This is a genomic window from Pseudomonas sp. D4002, assembly GCF_013385665.1.
In the GTDB taxonomy this organism is placed as follows: domain Bacteria; phylum Pseudomonadota; class Gammaproteobacteria; order Pseudomonadales; family Pseudomonadaceae; genus Aquipseudomonas.
Window position 1 is genome coordinate 136,455 of record NZ_JACAPN010000029.1, and the last position, 14,584, is coordinate 151,038.

A 14,584-nucleotide genomic window follows, 5' to 3' on the forward strand; every position below is an offset into this window, starting at 1 on the left:
GTTCCTGGAGAGTGCGCCTATCTTGGCGTGACCGGGTATGGGCTGCAAGTTGTCGTTTAGCGACATGGCCAGGGTTTTGGGGTTGGGCGTGCGCAAGGTTTGGTGCATGATGCAAGGTAGCCAACAGACCGAGATGACTCATGCTGGACGAGCTACTTCGCCGGGTAAGCAATCATACGCCCCACACGCTGGAGACCGACGGTCGTTTCCCGGAAGCGGCGGTACTGGTGCCGATCACCCGCAGTGACGAACCCGAGCTGATCCTGACCTTGCGCGCCAGCGGGTTATCCACCCATGGCGGCGAAGTGGCGTTCCCTGGCGGGCGCCGCGACCCTGAAGATCCCGACCTGATATTCACCGCGCTGCGCGAAGCCGAAGAAGAAATCGGCCTGCCGCCGGGCCTGGTGGAAGTCATCGGCCCGTTGAGCCCGCTGATTTCCCTGCACGGTATCCGTGTCACGCCTTATGTAGGCGTTATCCCCGATTACGTCGAATACCTGGCCAATGACGCCGAGATCGCCGCTGTTTTCAGCGTGCCCCTGGAGTTTTTTCGCCAGGATCCCCGCGAACACACCCACCGTATCGATTACCAGGGCCGCAGTTGGTATGTGCCCAGTTATCGGTTTGGCGAATACAAGATCTGGGGCCTGACGGCGATCATGATCGTCGAGCTGATCAATCTGCTCTATGACGATGCCGACATCAGCCTGCATCGACCGCCGAAAAGCTTCATCAATACCTAAGAGCCAGATGGCCATCGTTCCTGCCGTGAGGATCCACCTATGAAATACCGCCTGGGCGACGCCCGAGTCGAAACCCATCCCAACAGCTGGGTGGCCCCCAATGCCACGCTGGTGGGCAAGGTCAAGCTGGAGGAGGGCGCCAACGTCTGGTTCAACGCGGTGTTGCGCGGCGACAACGAGCTGATCCTGATCGGCAAGAACAGCAACGTGCAGGACGGCAGCGTGATGCACACCGACATGGGTTACCCGCTGACCCTCGGCACCGGCGTGACCATCGGCCATAACGCCATGTTGCATGGCTGCACCGTCGACGATTACAGCCTGATTGGCATCAATGCGGTGATTCTTAACGGGGCGAAGATCGGCAAGCACTGCATCATCGGCGCCAATTCGCTGATCGGCGAGGGCAAGGAAATTCCCGATGGTTCGTTGGTGATGGGCTCGCCGGGCAAGGTGGTGCGGGAGCTGACCGACGTGCAGAAGAAGATGCTTGAGGCCAGCGCTGCGCACTATGTGCATAACGCCCAGCGGTATGCCCGTGATCTGGTTGAGCAGGAAGAATGAACCCGGTAGAACGACCCGTCGCCTCGCCGTGCGTGAGCATTTGTGCGCTGGATGACGATGATATCTGCACGGGATGCCAGCGCACGGTGGAAGAGATTACCCGCTGGAGTCGCATGGACAATACCGAGCGCCGGGTAGTGCTGGGGTTGTGCCATGAGCGGGCGAAGGCGAGTGGGCTGGTGTGGATGATTCCCGGTAAATCCGGCGCCTGATCGCTAGGGGCTGTACTTAATGTAGCGAGGGAGCTTGCTCCCGCTGGGCTGCGAAGCAGCCCCAAATCAGACGACAGGATTACTTCAGGTACACCGCTATCGCCCATTCCGGGGCCGCTTCGCGCCCCAGCGGGAGCAAGCTCCCTCGCCACATTGATGGGTTGTGAAGTACCCTGTGCCCCTTGTTCACAGGTCCCTCGCCTCATGTTCTTCCTGATTGCCTATATCAGCAGCGTCGTGCTGATCAACTTCGCCTTTTCCACCGCTCCGCACCTGGATGTCATCTGGTCCGCCTGGGGCGGCCTGGTATTTGTCCTGCGGGACATGGTGCAAACCCGTTTCGGCCATGGCGCGATCATCGCCATGCTGGCGGCGCTGGTGCTGTCCTATATCACCTCCGATCCGTCCATCGCCCTGGCCAGCGCCACGGCGTTCGCGGTGTCCGAATGCATTGACTGGCTGGTGTTCAGCATCACCAAGCGCCCACTCCACGACCGCCTGTGGATAAGTTCGGCGCTGAGTATCCCCCTCGATACCTTCATCTTTTTCGGCCTGATCGGCGCCTTGACGCCCGCGGTCGCCGGCACTGCCCTGGTGTCGAAATTCGCCGGCGTTACCGTGGTGTGGCTGGCCATGGCCTGGCGTTTGCGCCGGCAGCGCGTCGCCAACTGAAGCCAATCCTTACAGTTCATGTAAAATGCCGGCCTTTCTCCCCACGATCCGCTCCCCTGAGGACCTGAGATGACCCGAATCGGAACTCCATTGTCGCCAACCGCGACCCGCGTAATGCTGTGTGGCTGCGGTGAGCTGGGCAAGGAAGTGGTAATCGAACTGCAACGCCTGGGCGTTGAAGTGATTGCCGTGGATCGCTACGCCAACGCGCCGGCCATGCAGGTTGCCCACCGCAGCCACGTGATCAACATGCTCGACGGTGCCGCGCTGCGTGCCGTGATCGAAGCCGAAAAGCCGCACTTCATCGTGCCGGAAATCGAAGCGATCGCCACCGCCACCCTCGTGGAGCTGGAAGCCGAAGGCTTCACCGTGATCCCGACCGCCCGCGCGACGTTGCTGACCATGAACCGCGAAGGTATCCGTCGCCTGGCCGCCGAAGAGCTGGACCTGCCGACCTCGCCGTACCACTTCGCCGACACCTTCGAGGACTACAGCAAGGCCGTTACCGACCTGGGCTTCCCGTGTGTGGTCAAGCCGGTGATGAGTTCGTCGGGCAAGGGCCAGAGCCTGCTGCGCAGCGCCGATGACGTGCAGAAAGCCTGGGATTACGCCCAGGAAGGCGGGCGTGCCGGCAAGGGCCGCGTGATCATCGAAGGCTTTATCGACTTCGACTACGAAATCACCCTGCTGACCGTGCGCCACATTGGCGGCACTACCTTCTGTGCGCCTGTCGGTCACCGTCAGGAGAAGGGCGACTATCAGGAATCCTGGCAGCCACAGGCCATGAGCCCGATTGCACTGGCGGAATCCGAGCGCGTTGCCAAGGCGGTAACCGAAGCGTTGGGTGGTCGTGGTCTGTTTGGCGTCGAGCTGTTTATCAAAGGCGATCAGGTGTGGTTCAGCGAAGTGTCGCCGCGCCCCCATGACACTGGCCTGGTGACCCTGATTTCCCAGGACTTGTCGCAGTTCGCCCTGCATGCGCGGGCAATTCTCGGCCTGCCGATCCCGTTGATCCGTCAGTTCGGGCCTTCGGCTTCGGCAGTGATCCTGGTGGAAGGCAAGTCGACCCAGACGGCGTTTTCCAACCTGGGTGCAGCCTTGAGCGAGCCGGATACGGCGTTGCGTCTGTTCGGCAAGCCGGAAGTGAATGGCCAGCGTCGTATGGGCGTGGCGCTGGCGCGGGATGAGTCGATTGAGGCAGCGCGGGCTAAAGCCACTCGTGCTTCGAAGGCTGTTGTTGTAGAGCTGTAACCCCCCGCCGATCGTTCCCACGCTCCGCGTGGGAATGCCGTGCTGGACGCTCCGCGTCCGCTCTTAAGGGCGTGACGCAGAGCGTCACCGGATGCATTCCCACGCAGAGCGTGGGAATGATCATCATCAGGCGACCTTGTTCAAATCGTTATTGCGCGTCTCTTTCAGGCACAACACAGCAATCAAGCTGATCACCGCTGCCGCCGACACATACCCGCCGACATAACTCAAACCGCCCATCGCCACCAGCTTGGTCGCGAAGAACGGTGCCGCCGACGCACCCACGATCCCACCCAGGTTATACGCCGCCGAAGCACCGGTATAACGCACGCGGGTCGGGAACAGTTCCGGCAACATCGCGCCCATCGGGGCAAACGTCACGCCCATCAGGAACAGCTCCAGCGCCAGGAACAGTGCCACGGCCCAGGTTGAACCGTGGGTCAGCAACGGTTCCATGGTGAAGCCGGAGAGGATGGTCAGAATCGCCCCCACAATCAGCACCGGCTTACGCCCGTAACGGTCGCTGGCCCACGCCGCCAGCGGCGTCGCCGCGCCCATGAACAGCACCGCGAAGCACAACAGCCCGAGGAAGGTTTCACGGCTGTAGCCCAGCGTAGACACGCCATAGCTCAGGGAAAACGCGGTGGTGATATAGAACAGCGCATAACACACCACCATCGAGGCCGCACCCAGCAGGACCGGCAGCCAATGCTGGCTGAACAGTTCCACCAGCGGCACCTTCACCGGCGCTTCCTTGGCCACGGCGTTCGCGAACACCGGCGTTTCATGCAGTTTGAGCCTTGCATACAGCCCCACCATCACCAGCGCCGCGCTGAGAATGAACGGAATGCGCCAGCCCCAGCTGCGGAACTGTTCGTCGCTCAGGCTCATGGCCAGGATCAGGAACAGCCCGTTGGCTGCCAGAAAGCCAATCGACGGGCCCAGCTGCGGGAACATGCCGAACCAGGCGCGTTTGCCCTTCGGTGCGTTCTCGGTGGCCAGCAACGCCGCACCGCCCCATTCGCCGCCAAGCCCGAGGCCCTGGCCGAAGCGCAACACGCAGAGCAGGATCGGTGCCCAGGCCCCGATGCTGTCATAACCGGGCAGCAAGCCGATCAGCGTAGTGCACACGCCCATCAGCAGCAGGGAAGCCACCAGTGTCGACTTGCGGCCAATCCGGTCACCAAAGTGGCCGAACAGCGCCGAGCCCAGTGGCCGCGCGATAAATGCGATACCGAAGGTCAGGAACGAGGCGAGCATCTGCGCCGTGCCGGAGGTTTGCGGGAAGAACACCGGGCCGATCACCAGGGCAGCGGCAGTTGCGTAGATATAGAAGTCGTAGAACTCGATGGCGGTGCCGATGATGCTCGCGGTGGCGACCCGGGCCGTCGAGTTGGTCGGGGCGGCGGTCGCCGTCTCGTTATAGGTGGTGCTCATTGAGGTATCCCTGACGGTCATTGCGCGTTTGGACGCGGATTATTATTGGTCGAACACCCATGGATCAGGGTTGTGCGCGGGGCGGCTCGGGATGGGAGCAAACACCGGTCAGACACGGTAAAGCGGTGCCTGGACGCGCTCAGTGCGGGTAGCACGCGGTCGGGCGGGGCTTGGGTAAGCCGCCCGATTATAGGAAGGGGTTTGCGGATCCAACAAGGGGCTTAAGCGGCAACCGGCACCGTGCTGGTGTGCCAGATCAGCACCTTGGCGACGCGGTTGTCCTCGGTCTCGAGGATTTCCAGGCGATAACGGCCGATTTTCAGGCACACGGCGCAGTCCGGAATGGTCTCCAGTGCTTCGGTCACCAGGCCGTTGAGGGTCTTGGGGCCGTCGCTGGGCAGGTGCCAGCCGAGGGTTTTGTTCAAGTCGCGGATCGAGGCGGCGCCGTCGATCACGTAGCGGCCATCCAGTTGCGGCTGGATGTGCGGGTTGTCGAGGTGCTGCTCGCTTTCGAACTCACCGACGATTTCTTCAAGAATGTCTTCCAGGGTCACAATGCCCAGCACTTCGCCGTATTCATCCACCACCATGCCGAGGCGGCGCTGTTGCTTGTGGAAATTCAGCAGTTGCAGTTGCAGCGGCGTGCTTTCCGGAACGAAGTAGGGCTCGTGGCAGGCCTCCAGCAGCGCTTCCTTGGTCAGGCTGGCGTCCGGCAGCAGGTGGCGGATCTGCCGCGTGTTGAGCACCGCCTCGACCTGGTTGATGTCGCTGTGGAACACCGGCAGCCGGGTACGCGTGGAAATCCGCAGTTGCTCGATGATTTCCTCTACCGAATCATCCAGGTTGATGCCGTCCACTTCGCTGCGGGGCACCAGGATGTCGTTGACGGTGATGTTGTCCAGGGCGTGGATGCCCGGCATGCCCGGCGCGCGGGTGTTGGGGATTTCGGCTTCCGGCTCGTCGTCCTGGTCCGGCTGCGGCTCGTCGCTCTTCTTGACCAGCCCGGGCTTGCGGGTGAACGGGCGCAGCAGCAACAGGCTGACACCGTTGAGCAGCCAGGCCAGCGGATAAAGGATTTTCAGCGGCATGCTCAGCAAGGTATTGCCGAAGCCAAGGATGGTTTGCGGGTGGCGAGTGGCCAGGGCACGCGGAAGATAGTCGGCCAGCACCAGCAGCACCGCGCTGGAGATCACCCAGCCGAGCCACGGGCCGTTTTGCGCCCAGGCGTAGATCGCCAGCAGGGTGCAGAGAATCACCACCACGGCGCGGCACAGGGTGTTGCAGAGGATCAGGCTGTTGCGCGGGAAGTTCAGGCGGGCGGCGGCTTTGTCACCCTGGCGGGTGCCGGGGCGCAGGGCCAGCAAATGTTGCTGGGCGGCTTCGATGGCGGTAAACAGCGCCGACCATAAAACCAGCAAGGCTACTACCGCAAGCATCGGCCCCAAGGGCAAGTTGTCCATGTCGGCTGCCCGTCAGATATGCAGGATGTATTCGCGAACCAGCTTGCTGCCGAAATAGGCCAGCATCAGCAGGCAGAAACCGGCCAGGGTCCAGCGGATCGCCTTGTGCCCGCGCCAGCCGAGACGGTTGCGGCCCCACAGCAGCACGCTGAACACCACCCAGGCCAGGCAGGCCAGCAGGGTTTTATGCACAAGGTGCTGGGCAAACAGGTTCTCGACGAACAGCCAGCCGGAGATCAGTGACAGCGACAGCAGCGTCCAGCCGGCCCAGAGGAAGCCGAACAGCAGGCTTTCCATGGTTTGCAGCGGCGGGAAGTTCTTGATCAGCCCCGACGGGTGCTTGTGCTTGAGTTGGTGGTCTTGCAACAGCAGCAGCAAGGCCTGGAACACCGCGATGGTGAACATGCCGTAGGCGAGGATCGACAGCAGGATGTGGGCGAGGATGCCCGGCTCTTCATCAATGACCTGCACGGTGCCGGTCGGTGTGAATTGCGCCAGCAGCACCGTCAGCATCCCGAGCGGGAACAACAGCACCAGCAGGTTCTCCACCGGGATCCGGTAGCAGGCCATCAGGGTCAGCGCGATCACCGCGGCGGCAATCAGGCTGGCAGCGCTGAAGAAATCCAGGCCCAGGCCGACCGGCGTCATCAAGTGCGTGAACAGGCTGGCGGCGTGAGCCAGCAGGGCGAGGACGCCAAGGCCTACCAGCAGGCGTTTGTCGGCCTTGGCGCCTTGGGCCAGACGAGTGCCCTGATAGAGGGTCGCAGCGGCATACAAGATGGCGGCGGCGAGGCTGGGTAGCAAACTGGGTGACAAAGGGAGCATAAATCCTGTTAAGCAGGCCCGAAAGGCGCTGAGTTTGGCATACACCTGCGTAACACGAAAGACTCTCAGGCCAGACAGCGGGTGTGCATGGCGACAGTCTTCGCTATAATCCGCGACCTGCCCACGCCGCAGGCTCGCCGAGCGCTGTTTTTAATAGCGATTTACCACAGCCTGGGCCGCCATTACCTCGGTCTAACAATGCATTTCGATGAATAGGGCCTGAAAGGATCGCGCATGTTTGAAAATCTGACTGACCGTCTCTCGCAGACGCTGCGCCATGTCACCGGCAAGGCCAAGCTGACCGAGGACAATATTAAAGACACCCTGCGTGAAGTGCGCATGGCGTTGCTGGAAGCCGACGTCGCCTTGCCGGTGGTGAAGGACTTCGTTAACTCGGTCAAAGAGCGCGCGGTCGGCACCGAAGTGTCCCGCAGCCTGACGCCGGGCCAGGCCTTTGTGAAGATCGTCCAGGCCGAACTCGAAAGCCTGATGGGCGCGGCCAACGAAGATTTGAACCTCAGCGCCGTGCCGCCAGCCGTTGTGCTGATGGCCGGTCTGCAAGGTGCGGGCAAGACCACCACGGCCGGCAAACTGGCGCGCTTCCTTAAAGAGCGCAAGAAGAAGTCGGTGATGGTGGTGTCTGCCGACGTTTACCGCCCGGCGGCTATTAAACAGCTGGAAATGCTCGCGGGCGAAGTGGGCGTGACCTTCTTCCCGTCCGACCTGAGCCAGAAGCCGGTCGATATCGCCCAGGCGGCTATTAAAGAAGCCAAGCTGAAATTCATCGACGTGGTCATCGTCGATACCGCCGGTCGCCTGCACATCGACGAAGAGATGATGGGCGAGATCAAGGCGCTGCATGCCGCGATCAACCCGGTAGAAACCCTGTTCGTGGTCGATGCCATGACCGGCCAGGATGCGGCCAATACCGCCAAGGCCTTTGGTGATGCACTGCCGCTGACCGGTGTGATCCTGACCAAGGTCGACGGCGATGCCCGTGGCGGTGCCGCCTTGTCGGTACGCGCCATTACCGGCAAGCCGATCAAGTTCATCGGTATGGGCGAGAAGAGCGAAGCGCTCGAGCCGTTCCACCCTGAGCGTATCGCCTCGCGTATCCTCGGCATGGGCGACGTGCTCAGCCTGATCGAGCAAGCGGAAGCGACCCTCGACAAGGACAAGGCCGACAAGCTGGCTAAAAAGCTGAAGAAGGGCAAGGGCTTCGACCTCGAAGACTTCCGCGACCAGCTGCAGCAGATGAAGAACATGGGCGGCCTCGGCGGCCTGATGGACAAGCTGCCGAACATCGGCGGCGTGAACCTGGCGCAAATGGGCAATGCCCAGGGCGCGGCAGAGAAGCAATTCAAGCAGATGGAAGCCATCATCAATTCCATGACCCCGGCCGAGCGCCGCGACCCTGAGCTGATCAGCGGTTCGCGCAAACGTCGGATCGCCATGGGTTCCGGCACCCAGGTGCAGGACATCGGTCGCTTGATCAAGCAACACAAGCAGATGCAGAAGATGATGAAGAAATTCTCCGCAAAAGGCGGAATGGCCAAGATGATGCGCGGCATGGGCGGTATGTTGCCCGGCGGCGGCATGCCGAAAATGTAAAGAATTCGAGCAGAAGTTCGCTTCTGCTCCGACCCGCAGGGATGCGGGATCTCCAGCAAACCCGCCATTGGCGGGAGCTGACTTGCCGTTTTAACCGACGGCTCTATAGCAGATCTGAATGGCACGCTGATAGGCGCCAGAAAAAGACATTTGCAAAAGTCCGGATATTCCTTAGAATATGCGGCCTTTCGGGCACCTATGCCCGCTGTGCATTTAGATTTGCAGCACCGACTACAGGAACGATGTTCACATGCTAACAATCCGTCTTGCCCTTGGCGGCTCCAAAAAGCGCCCGTTTTACCACTTGACCGTAACTGACAGCCGCAACCCACGTGACGGCTCTCACAAGGAACAAGTTGGCTTCTTCAACCCGATCGCTCGTGGTCAAGAAGTCCGTCTGTCCGTGAACCAAGAGCGCGTAGCCTACTGGCTGAGCGTTGGTGCACAACCTTCTGAGCGCGTTGCTCAGTTGTTGAAGGATGCATCTAAGGCTGCGGCCTGAGCAATATGAACGCGACGCCAGCGGTTGCTGATGATTTGATCGTTATCGGCAAGATTTATTCTGTTCATGGCGTTCGCGGCGAAGTGAAGGTGTATTCCTTTACTGATCCGACTGAAAACCTGTTGCAGTACAAGACCTGGACGCTCAAGCGCGAAGGTAGTGTGAAACAGGTAGAGCTGGTCAGTGGACGCGGGAGCGACAAGTTCCTGGTCGCAAAGCTCAAGGGTCTTGATGATCGTGAAGAAGCTCGTCTTCTGGCCGGTTATGAGATCTGCGTGCCGCGCAACCTGTTCCCTGAATTGACCGACGGCGAGTACTACTGGTACCAGCTGGAAGGTCTGAAGGTCATTGATCAACTCGGGCAATTGCTCGGGAAAATCGATCATCTTCTGGAAACCGGCGCCAATGATGTAATGGTGGTCAAGCCTTGCGCTGGCAGCCTGGATGATCGCGAACGCCTGTTGCCCTATACCGAGCAATGCGTGTTGGCCGTCGACCTGGCAGCGGGCGAGATGAAGGTGGAATGGGACGCGGACTTCTAACGTGGCTAACCTGCGCGTTGAAGTGATCAGTTTGTTTCCCGAGATGTTTTCCGCCATCAGCGAGTACGGCATCACCAGTCGGGCGGTGAAACAGGGGCTCTTGCAGCTCACCTGTTGGAACCCGCGAGACTACACGACGGATCGACATCACACTGTGGACGATCGCCCATTTGGCGGTGGCCCGGGCATGGTGATGAAGATCAAGCCCCTGGAAGATGCGTTGGTTCAGGCCAAGGCAGCCGCCGGGGAGAAGGCGAAGGTAATTTACCTGTCCCCTCAAGGCCGTCAGCTGAATCAGTCGGCGGTACGCGAGTTGGCGAATCTGGAAGCATTAATCCTGATTGCCGGTCGCTATGAAGGCATTGACGAGCGTTTTATTGATGCTCATGTCGATGAAGAGTGGTCGATTGGGGACTATGTCCTGTCTGGCGGCGAGCTGCCGGCGATGGTCCTGATAGATGCGGTTACACGACTGCTGCCTGGAGCTTTAGGGCATGCGGACTCCGCGGAGGAAGATTCCTTCACGGATGGTTTGCTGGATTGCCCGCACTACACCCGACCGGAGGTGTATGCGGATCAGCGTGTTCCCGACGTATTGCTAAGTGGCAATCACGCACACATCCGGCGTTGGCGTTTACAGCAGTCCCTCGGGCGGACCTATGAACGACGCGCCGATCTTCTGGAAAGCCGCTCGCTTTCTGGAGAAGAGAAGAAGCTGCTCGAGGAATACATCCTCGCGCGGGACGATAGTTAACAACGTATCGATGGTAGGTCCGACGACTTACCTTAGGAGCACAGCATGACTAACAAAATCATCCTTGCACTCGAAGCAGAGCAGATGACCAAAGAGATCCCTACCTTTGCCCCGGGCGACACCATTGTCGTTCAGGTGAAAGTGAAGGAAGGCGACCGTTCGCGTCTGCAAGCGTTCGAAGGCGTGGTAATTGCCAAGCGTAACCGTGGTGTGAACAGTGCTTTCACTGTTCGTAAAATCTCCAACGGTGTTGGCGTAGAGCGTACTTTCCAGACCTACAGCCCGCAAATCGACAGCATGGCCGTTAAACGTCGCGGTGACGTACGTAAAGCCAAGCTGTACTACCTGCGTGACCTGTCCGGTAAAGCAGCTCGCATCAAGGAAAAACTGGCTTAAGTCCAGCTTCCCGATGCAGAAAAAAGCAGCCTACGGGCTGCTTTTTTGTTGCCTGAAATTTGTCCATTTCCCCGGTATCTATTCATGACTCCCCGCCTCGAAGAAATTCAGCGTCGCACTGACCTTAAAGCCGTTTTCCGCTTTTGTGGCGAGGGAGCTTGCTCCCGTTGGGCTGCGCAGCGGCCCTGAAACCGGCAATAGAAGTCTCTCTGTTGGACCTCAATGGTCAATCAGGGCCGCTTCGCGCCCCAGCGGGAGCAAGCTCCCTTGCCACAGATTATTTGCCCGCTTTCATTGATGTGTAGCGGCCTGTGCTGCGATAGGATCTACCCGACATCGCCATTTTCCCTGCTTGAGCCCTCATGTCCGCCATCGACCACCCGCAGATAGACCGCTTCCTCGACGCCCTTTGGCTGGAAAAAGGCCTGTCGGACAACACCCGCCAGGCTTACCGCAGCGACCTCGCGTTGTTCAATGGCTGGCTGCAGGAGAAAAACCTCGAGCTGCTCGACGCCGGTCGCGAGCTGATTCTCGACCACCTGGCCTGGCGCCTGGAGCAAAACTACAAGCCTCGCTCTACTGCGCGTTTTCTCTCAGGCGTGCGTGGCTTCTATCGCTACCTGCTGCGGGAAAAGCTGATCGCTGTCGACCCAACCCTGCAAATCGACATGCCACAGTTGGGCCGGCCACTGCCCAAATCCCTGTCGGAAGCCGACGTCGAAGCCCTGCTCGCAGCTCCCGACCTGAGCGAAGCCATCGGCCAGCGCGACCGTGCCATGTTGGAAGTGCTGTATGCCTGCGGCCTGCGCGTCACCGAGTTGATCAGCCTGACCCTGGAACAGGTCAACCTGCGCCAGGGCGTATTGCGCGTAATGGGCAAGGGCAGCAAGGAGCGCCTGGTGCCCATGGGTGAAGAGGCGATCGTGTGGATCGAACGCTACATGCGCGACGCCCGAGCCGAATTGCTCAACGGTCGGCCCAGCGATGTGCTGTTTCCCAGCCAGCGCGGCGAACAGATGACCCGCCAGACCTTCTGGCATCGCATCAAGCACCAGGCCAAGGTTGCCGGCATCGGCAAGTCGCTGTCGCCCCACACCCTGCGTCACGCGTTCGCCACGCATTTGCTCAACCACGGCGCGGATTTGCGCGTGGTTCAAATGCTCCTGGGCCACAGCGACTTATCCACCACCCAGATCTACACCCACGTGGCGCGGGCACGTTTGCAGGAGATGCACGCCAAGCACCATCCCCGTGGATGAAAAACACTTCGGAAAAAGCCCAATTTCCCCGCGACTGGCTGCCCTGCGGCCCAACTGTGGTAGGCTTTGCCGGTTCGCAAAGGGGACGGCCCAAACCCGTGTTTGAAGATCGGTGTTCCTGCTCCCGTCCCTGCATCTGCCTTCAGGAGTTCCCATGCGCTTGACCCAGATTTTTGCCATCGCAGCCATTGCGTTGGTCTCAACCTTTGCCGTCGCCGACGACGCCGCAGAGAAGACAATCCGCAAGAGCCTGGAAGCCCTCCAGCTCGACACCCCGATTGAAAGCATCAACGCCAGCCCGATGGCCGGCCTGTACGAAGTCAAGCTCAAGGGCAGCCGCGTGCTGTACGCCAGTGCCGATGGCCAGTACATCGTCCAGGGCTACCTGTTCCAGCTCAAAGACGGCAAGCCGGTGAACCTCACCGAGAAAGCCGAGCGCCTGGGCGTGTCCAAGCTGATCAACGGTATTCCGGTGGCTGAAACCGTGGTTTACCCGGCCATCGGCGAAACCAAGACCCACATCACCGTGTTCACCGACACCACCTGCCCGTACTGCCACAAGCTGCATGCCGAAGTGCCTGAGCTGAACAAGCTCGGCGTTGAAGTGCGCTACGTGGCGTTCCCGCGCCAGGGCCTGGGTTCGCCGGGTGACGAGCAGTTGCAAGCCGTCTGGTGTTCGGCCGACAAGAAAGCGGCCATGGACAAGATGGTCGATGGCAAGGAAATCAAGGCCGCCAAGTGCGCCAACCCGGTTTCCAAGCAGTTCGCCCTCGGCCAGTCGATTGGTGTGAACGGTACGCCGGCCATCGTTTTGGCTGACGGCCAGGTGATTCCGGGCTACCAGCCTGCGCCGCAAGTTGCCAAACTGGCACTGAACGCAAAGTAAGCATTATCGTCGAGCCTTGACGATCATGATCCGCCGACAGTTCGGCGGGTCATTAATAGAGAGCCGCAGTTGTGCGGCTGTTTTCACGGCCGACCTTGAGTCGGCCGTTTCATGGGGAGTTCTTCAGTGAAACCGGTCAAAGTAGGCATCTGTGGGTTAGGGACCGTCGGTGGCGGCACCTTCAACGTACTTCAGCGTAACGCTGAAGAAATTTCCCGCCGTGCAGGGCGTGGGATTGAAGTGGCACAAATTGCCACGCGTACGCCAAAGCCTCAGTTCCAAACGACCGGTATTGCGATTACCAACGATGTCTTCGAAGTCGCCACCAACCCTGAAATCGATATCGTCATCGAGCTGGTAGGCGGCTACACCGTGGCCCGCGAGCTGGTGCTCAAGGCTATCGAAAACGGCAAGCATGTGGTCACTGCCAACAAGGCGCTGATTGCCGTGCACGGTAACGAAATCTTCGCCAGGGCCCGCGAGAAGGGCGTGATCGTGGCATTCGAAGCCGCCGTGGCCGGTGGTATCCCGGTGATCAAGGCGATCCGTGAAGGCCTGTCCGCCAACCGTATCAACTGGGTGGCCGGCATCATCAACGGCACCGGTAACTTCATCCTCACCGAAATGCGCGAGAAGGGCCGTACCTTCGAAGACGTGCTGGCCGAAGCCCAGGCCCTGGGTTACGCCGAAGCCGATCCGACCTTCGACGTGGAAGGCATCGACGCTGCCCACAAGCTGACCATCCTGGCGTCCATCGCCTTTGGTATCCCGCTGCAGTTCGACAAGGCCTACACCGAAGGCATCACCAAGCTGACCACCGCCGACGTGAACTACGCCGAAGCCCTGGGCTACCGCATCAAGCACCTCGGTGTGGCGCGCAGCACCCCAGCCGGTATCGAGCTGCGTGTGCACCCGACACTGATCCCGGCCGACCGCCTGATCGCCAACGTCAATGGCGTGATGAACGCCGTGATGGTCAACGGTGACGCTGCCGGTTCCACCCTGTTCTACGGCGCCGGCGCCGGCATGGAGCCGACCGCTTCGTCTGTGATCGCCGACCTGGTGGACGTGGTGCGTGCCATGACCAGCGACCCGGAAAACCGCGTACCGCACCTGGCCTTCCAGCCGGACTCGCTGTCGGCCCACCCGATCCTGCCGATCGAAGCCTGCGAAAGTGCCTACTACCTGCGCATCCAGGCCAAGGATCATCCGGGCGTGCTCGCTCAGGTGGCCAGCATCCTGTCGGAGCGCGGCATCAACATTGAATCGATCATGCAGAAGGAAGTCGAAGAACAAGACGGCCTGGTGCCCATGATCCTGCTGACCCACCGTGTGCTGGAGCAGCACATCAACGACGCCATTGCCGCGCTTGAAGCGTTGCAGGGCGTGGTTGGGCCGGTGGTGCGGATTCGCGTCGAACACCTGAACTAATCGTTTTGCGGCAAGGGCCCCACGCGTTCGGCGGCCCTT

Annotated in this window: 16 protein-coding genes; 13 read left to right on the plus strand and 3 right to left on the minus strand. The window is 60.5% G+C overall.

Annotation, left to right across the window (positions count from 1 at the left end):
- Window positions 1–140 precede the first annotated feature (140 nt).
- From HX824_RS21270 to purT, 5 genes are all read left to right on the plus strand, one after another.
- Window positions 141–743 carry a CoA pyrophosphatase gene (locus HX824_RS21270; RefSeq protein WP_003209605.1) on the plus strand — a complete coding sequence of 201 codons (603 nt, stop codon included), beginning with the start codon at window positions 141–143 and terminating at the stop codon, window positions 741–743.
- A gap of 39 nt (window positions 744–782) precedes the next feature.
- Window positions 783–1,307 carry a gamma carbonic anhydrase family protein gene (locus tag HX824_RS21275; protein WP_008438249.1) on the plus strand — a complete coding sequence of 175 codons (525 nt, stop codon included), beginning with the start codon at window positions 783–785 and terminating at the stop codon, window positions 1,305–1,307.
- On the plus strand, window positions 1,304–1,519 hold the full coding sequence (locus HX824_RS21280; RefSeq protein ID WP_003209601.1) for a DUF1289 domain-containing protein: 216 nt from the start codon (window positions 1,304–1,306) through the stop codon (window positions 1,517–1,519). Before HX824_RS21275 ends, HX824_RS21280 begins: the two co-directional genes overlap by 4 nt.
- 204 nt (window positions 1,520–1,723) lie before the next feature.
- Window positions 1,724–2,191: a hypothetical protein gene (locus HX824_RS21285; RefSeq protein ID WP_003209599.1), complete on the plus strand. Its 468-nt coding sequence runs from the start codon at window positions 1,724–1,726 to the stop codon at window positions 2,189–2,191.
- Between the two features lie 69 nt (window positions 2,192–2,260).
- A complete protein-coding gene (gene purT / locus HX824_RS21290; RefSeq protein ID WP_023659130.1) occupies window positions 2,261–3,442 on the plus strand; it encodes a formate-dependent phosphoribosylglycinamide formyltransferase in 1,182 nt (393 codons plus the stop codon).
- A 126-nt stretch (window positions 3,443–3,568) separates the two neighbouring features.
- Here purT and HX824_RS21295 read toward each other — a convergent pair whose 3' ends face one another.
- From HX824_RS21295 to HX824_RS21305, 3 genes are all read right to left on the minus strand, one after another.
- Window positions 3,569–4,879, minus strand: a complete 1,311-nt coding sequence (locus HX824_RS21295) for an MFS transporter (protein WP_003209595.1) — start codon at window positions 4,877–4,879, stop codon at window positions 3,569–3,571.
- A gap of 221 nt (window positions 4,880–5,100) precedes the next feature.
- A complete protein-coding gene (locus HX824_RS21300) occupies window positions 5,101–6,339 on the minus strand; it encodes a transporter associated domain-containing protein (RefSeq protein WP_177055030.1) in 1,239 nt (412 codons plus the stop codon).
- A 12-nt stretch (window positions 6,340–6,351) separates the two neighbouring features.
- Window positions 6,352–7,164, minus strand: coding sequence for an inner membrane protein YpjD (locus HX824_RS21305; RefSeq protein WP_010176828.1), 813 nt, complete (start codon window positions 7,162–7,164; stop codon window positions 6,352–6,354).
- 234 nt (window positions 7,165–7,398) lie between these two features.
- On the opposite strand from HX824_RS21305, the gene ffh reads away from it, so the two are divergent.
- The 8 genes from ffh to HX824_RS21345 all read left to right on the plus strand — a co-directional run bounded on the left by ffh (window position 7,399) and on the right by HX824_RS21345 (window position 14,545).
- On the plus strand, window positions 7,399–8,775 hold the full coding sequence (gene ffh / locus HX824_RS21310) for a signal recognition particle protein (protein ID WP_003209589.1): 1,377 nt from the start codon (window positions 7,399–7,401) through the stop codon (window positions 8,773–8,775).
- 250 nt (window positions 8,776–9,025) lie between these two features.
- A complete protein-coding gene (rpsP, locus tag HX824_RS21315) occupies window positions 9,026–9,277 on the plus strand; it encodes a 30S ribosomal protein S16 (RefSeq protein ID WP_003209587.1) in 252 nt (83 codons plus the stop codon).
- A gap of 5 nt (window positions 9,278–9,282) precedes the next feature.
- The gene (gene rimM / locus HX824_RS21320; protein ID WP_003175898.1) at window positions 9,283–9,819 is read left to right on the plus strand and encodes a ribosome maturation factor RimM; all 537 of its coding nucleotides are present in this window, start codon (window positions 9,283–9,285) and stop codon (window positions 9,817–9,819) included.
- A 43-nt stretch (window positions 9,820–9,862) separates the two neighbouring features.
- Window positions 9,863–10,573, plus strand: coding sequence for a tRNA (guanosine(37)-N1)-methyltransferase TrmD (trmD, locus tag HX824_RS21325; protein WP_237151084.1), 711 nt, complete (start codon window positions 9,863–9,865; stop codon window positions 10,571–10,573).
- Between the two features lie 45 nt (window positions 10,574–10,618).
- Window positions 10,619–10,969, plus strand: a complete 351-nt coding sequence (gene rplS / locus HX824_RS21330; RefSeq protein ID WP_003175895.1) for a 50S ribosomal protein L19 — start codon at window positions 10,619–10,621, stop codon at window positions 10,967–10,969.
- A gap of 362 nt (window positions 10,970–11,331) precedes the next feature.
- A complete protein-coding gene (gene xerD / locus HX824_RS21335) occupies window positions 11,332–12,228 on the plus strand; it encodes a site-specific tyrosine recombinase XerD (RefSeq protein WP_003209584.1) in 897 nt (298 codons plus the stop codon).
- Window positions 12,229–12,382: 154 nt separating this feature from the next.
- Complete coding sequence (dsbC, locus tag HX824_RS21340) at window positions 12,383–13,114, plus strand: bifunctional protein-disulfide isomerase/oxidoreductase DsbC (RefSeq protein WP_003209582.1); 732 nt, start codon at window positions 12,383–12,385, stop codon at window positions 13,112–13,114.
- 126 nt (window positions 13,115–13,240) lie between these two features.
- Window positions 13,241–14,545, plus strand: coding sequence for a homoserine dehydrogenase (locus HX824_RS21345; RefSeq protein ID WP_177055031.1), 1,305 nt, complete (start codon window positions 13,241–13,243; stop codon window positions 14,543–14,545).
- Window positions 14,546–14,584 lie beyond the last annotated feature (39 nt).

Bases quoted from the DNA above. Each gene is read 5' to 3' on its own strand.
- HX824_RS21280 (WP_003209601.1), top strand. From the start codon at position 1,304: ATGAACCCGGTAGAACGACCCGTCGCCTCGCCGTGCGTGAGCATTTGT.
- HX824_RS21275 (WP_008438249.1), top strand. From the start codon at position 783: ATGAAATACCGCCTGGGCGACGCCCGAGTCGAAACCCATCCCAACAGC.
- HX824_RS21305 (WP_010176828.1), bottom strand. From the start codon at position 7,164: ATGCTCCCTTTGTCACCCAGTTTGCTACCCAGCCTCGCCGCCGCCATC.
- purT (WP_023659130.1), top strand. From the start codon at position 2,261: ATGACCCGAATCGGAACTCCATTGTCGCCAACCGCGACCCGCGTAATG.
- dsbC (WP_003209582.1), top strand. From the start codon at position 12,383: ATGCGCTTGACCCAGATTTTTGCCATCGCAGCCATTGCGTTGGTCTCA.
- HX824_RS21270 (WP_003209605.1), top strand. From the start codon at position 141: ATGCTGGACGAGCTACTTCGCCGGGTAAGCAATCATACGCCCCACACG.
- xerD (WP_003209584.1), top strand. From the start codon at position 11,332: ATGTCCGCCATCGACCACCCGCAGATAGACCGCTTCCTCGACGCCCTT.
- rplS (WP_003175895.1), top strand. From the start codon at position 10,619: ATGACTAACAAAATCATCCTTGCACTCGAAGCAGAGCAGATGACCAAA.
- ffh (WP_003209589.1), top strand. From the start codon at position 7,399: ATGTTTGAAAATCTGACTGACCGTCTCTCGCAGACGCTGCGCCATGTC.
- rpsP (WP_003209587.1), top strand. From the start codon at position 9,026: ATGCTAACAATCCGTCTTGCCCTTGGCGGCTCCAAAAAGCGCCCGTTT.
- HX824_RS21295 (WP_003209595.1), bottom strand. From the start codon at position 4,879: ATGAGCACCACCTATAACGAGACGGCGACCGCCGCCCCGACCAACTCG.
- HX824_RS21285 (WP_003209599.1), top strand. From the start codon at position 1,724: ATGTTCTTCCTGATTGCCTATATCAGCAGCGTCGTGCTGATCAACTTC.
- rimM (WP_003175898.1), top strand. From the start codon at position 9,283: ATGAACGCGACGCCAGCGGTTGCTGATGATTTGATCGTTATCGGCAAG.
- trmD (WP_237151084.1), top strand. From the start codon at position 9,863: ATGTTTTCCGCCATCAGCGAGTACGGCATCACCAGTCGGGCGGTGAAA.
- HX824_RS21300 (WP_177055030.1), bottom strand. From the start codon at position 6,339: ATGGACAACTTGCCCTTGGGGCCGATGCTTGCGGTAGTAGCCTTGCTG.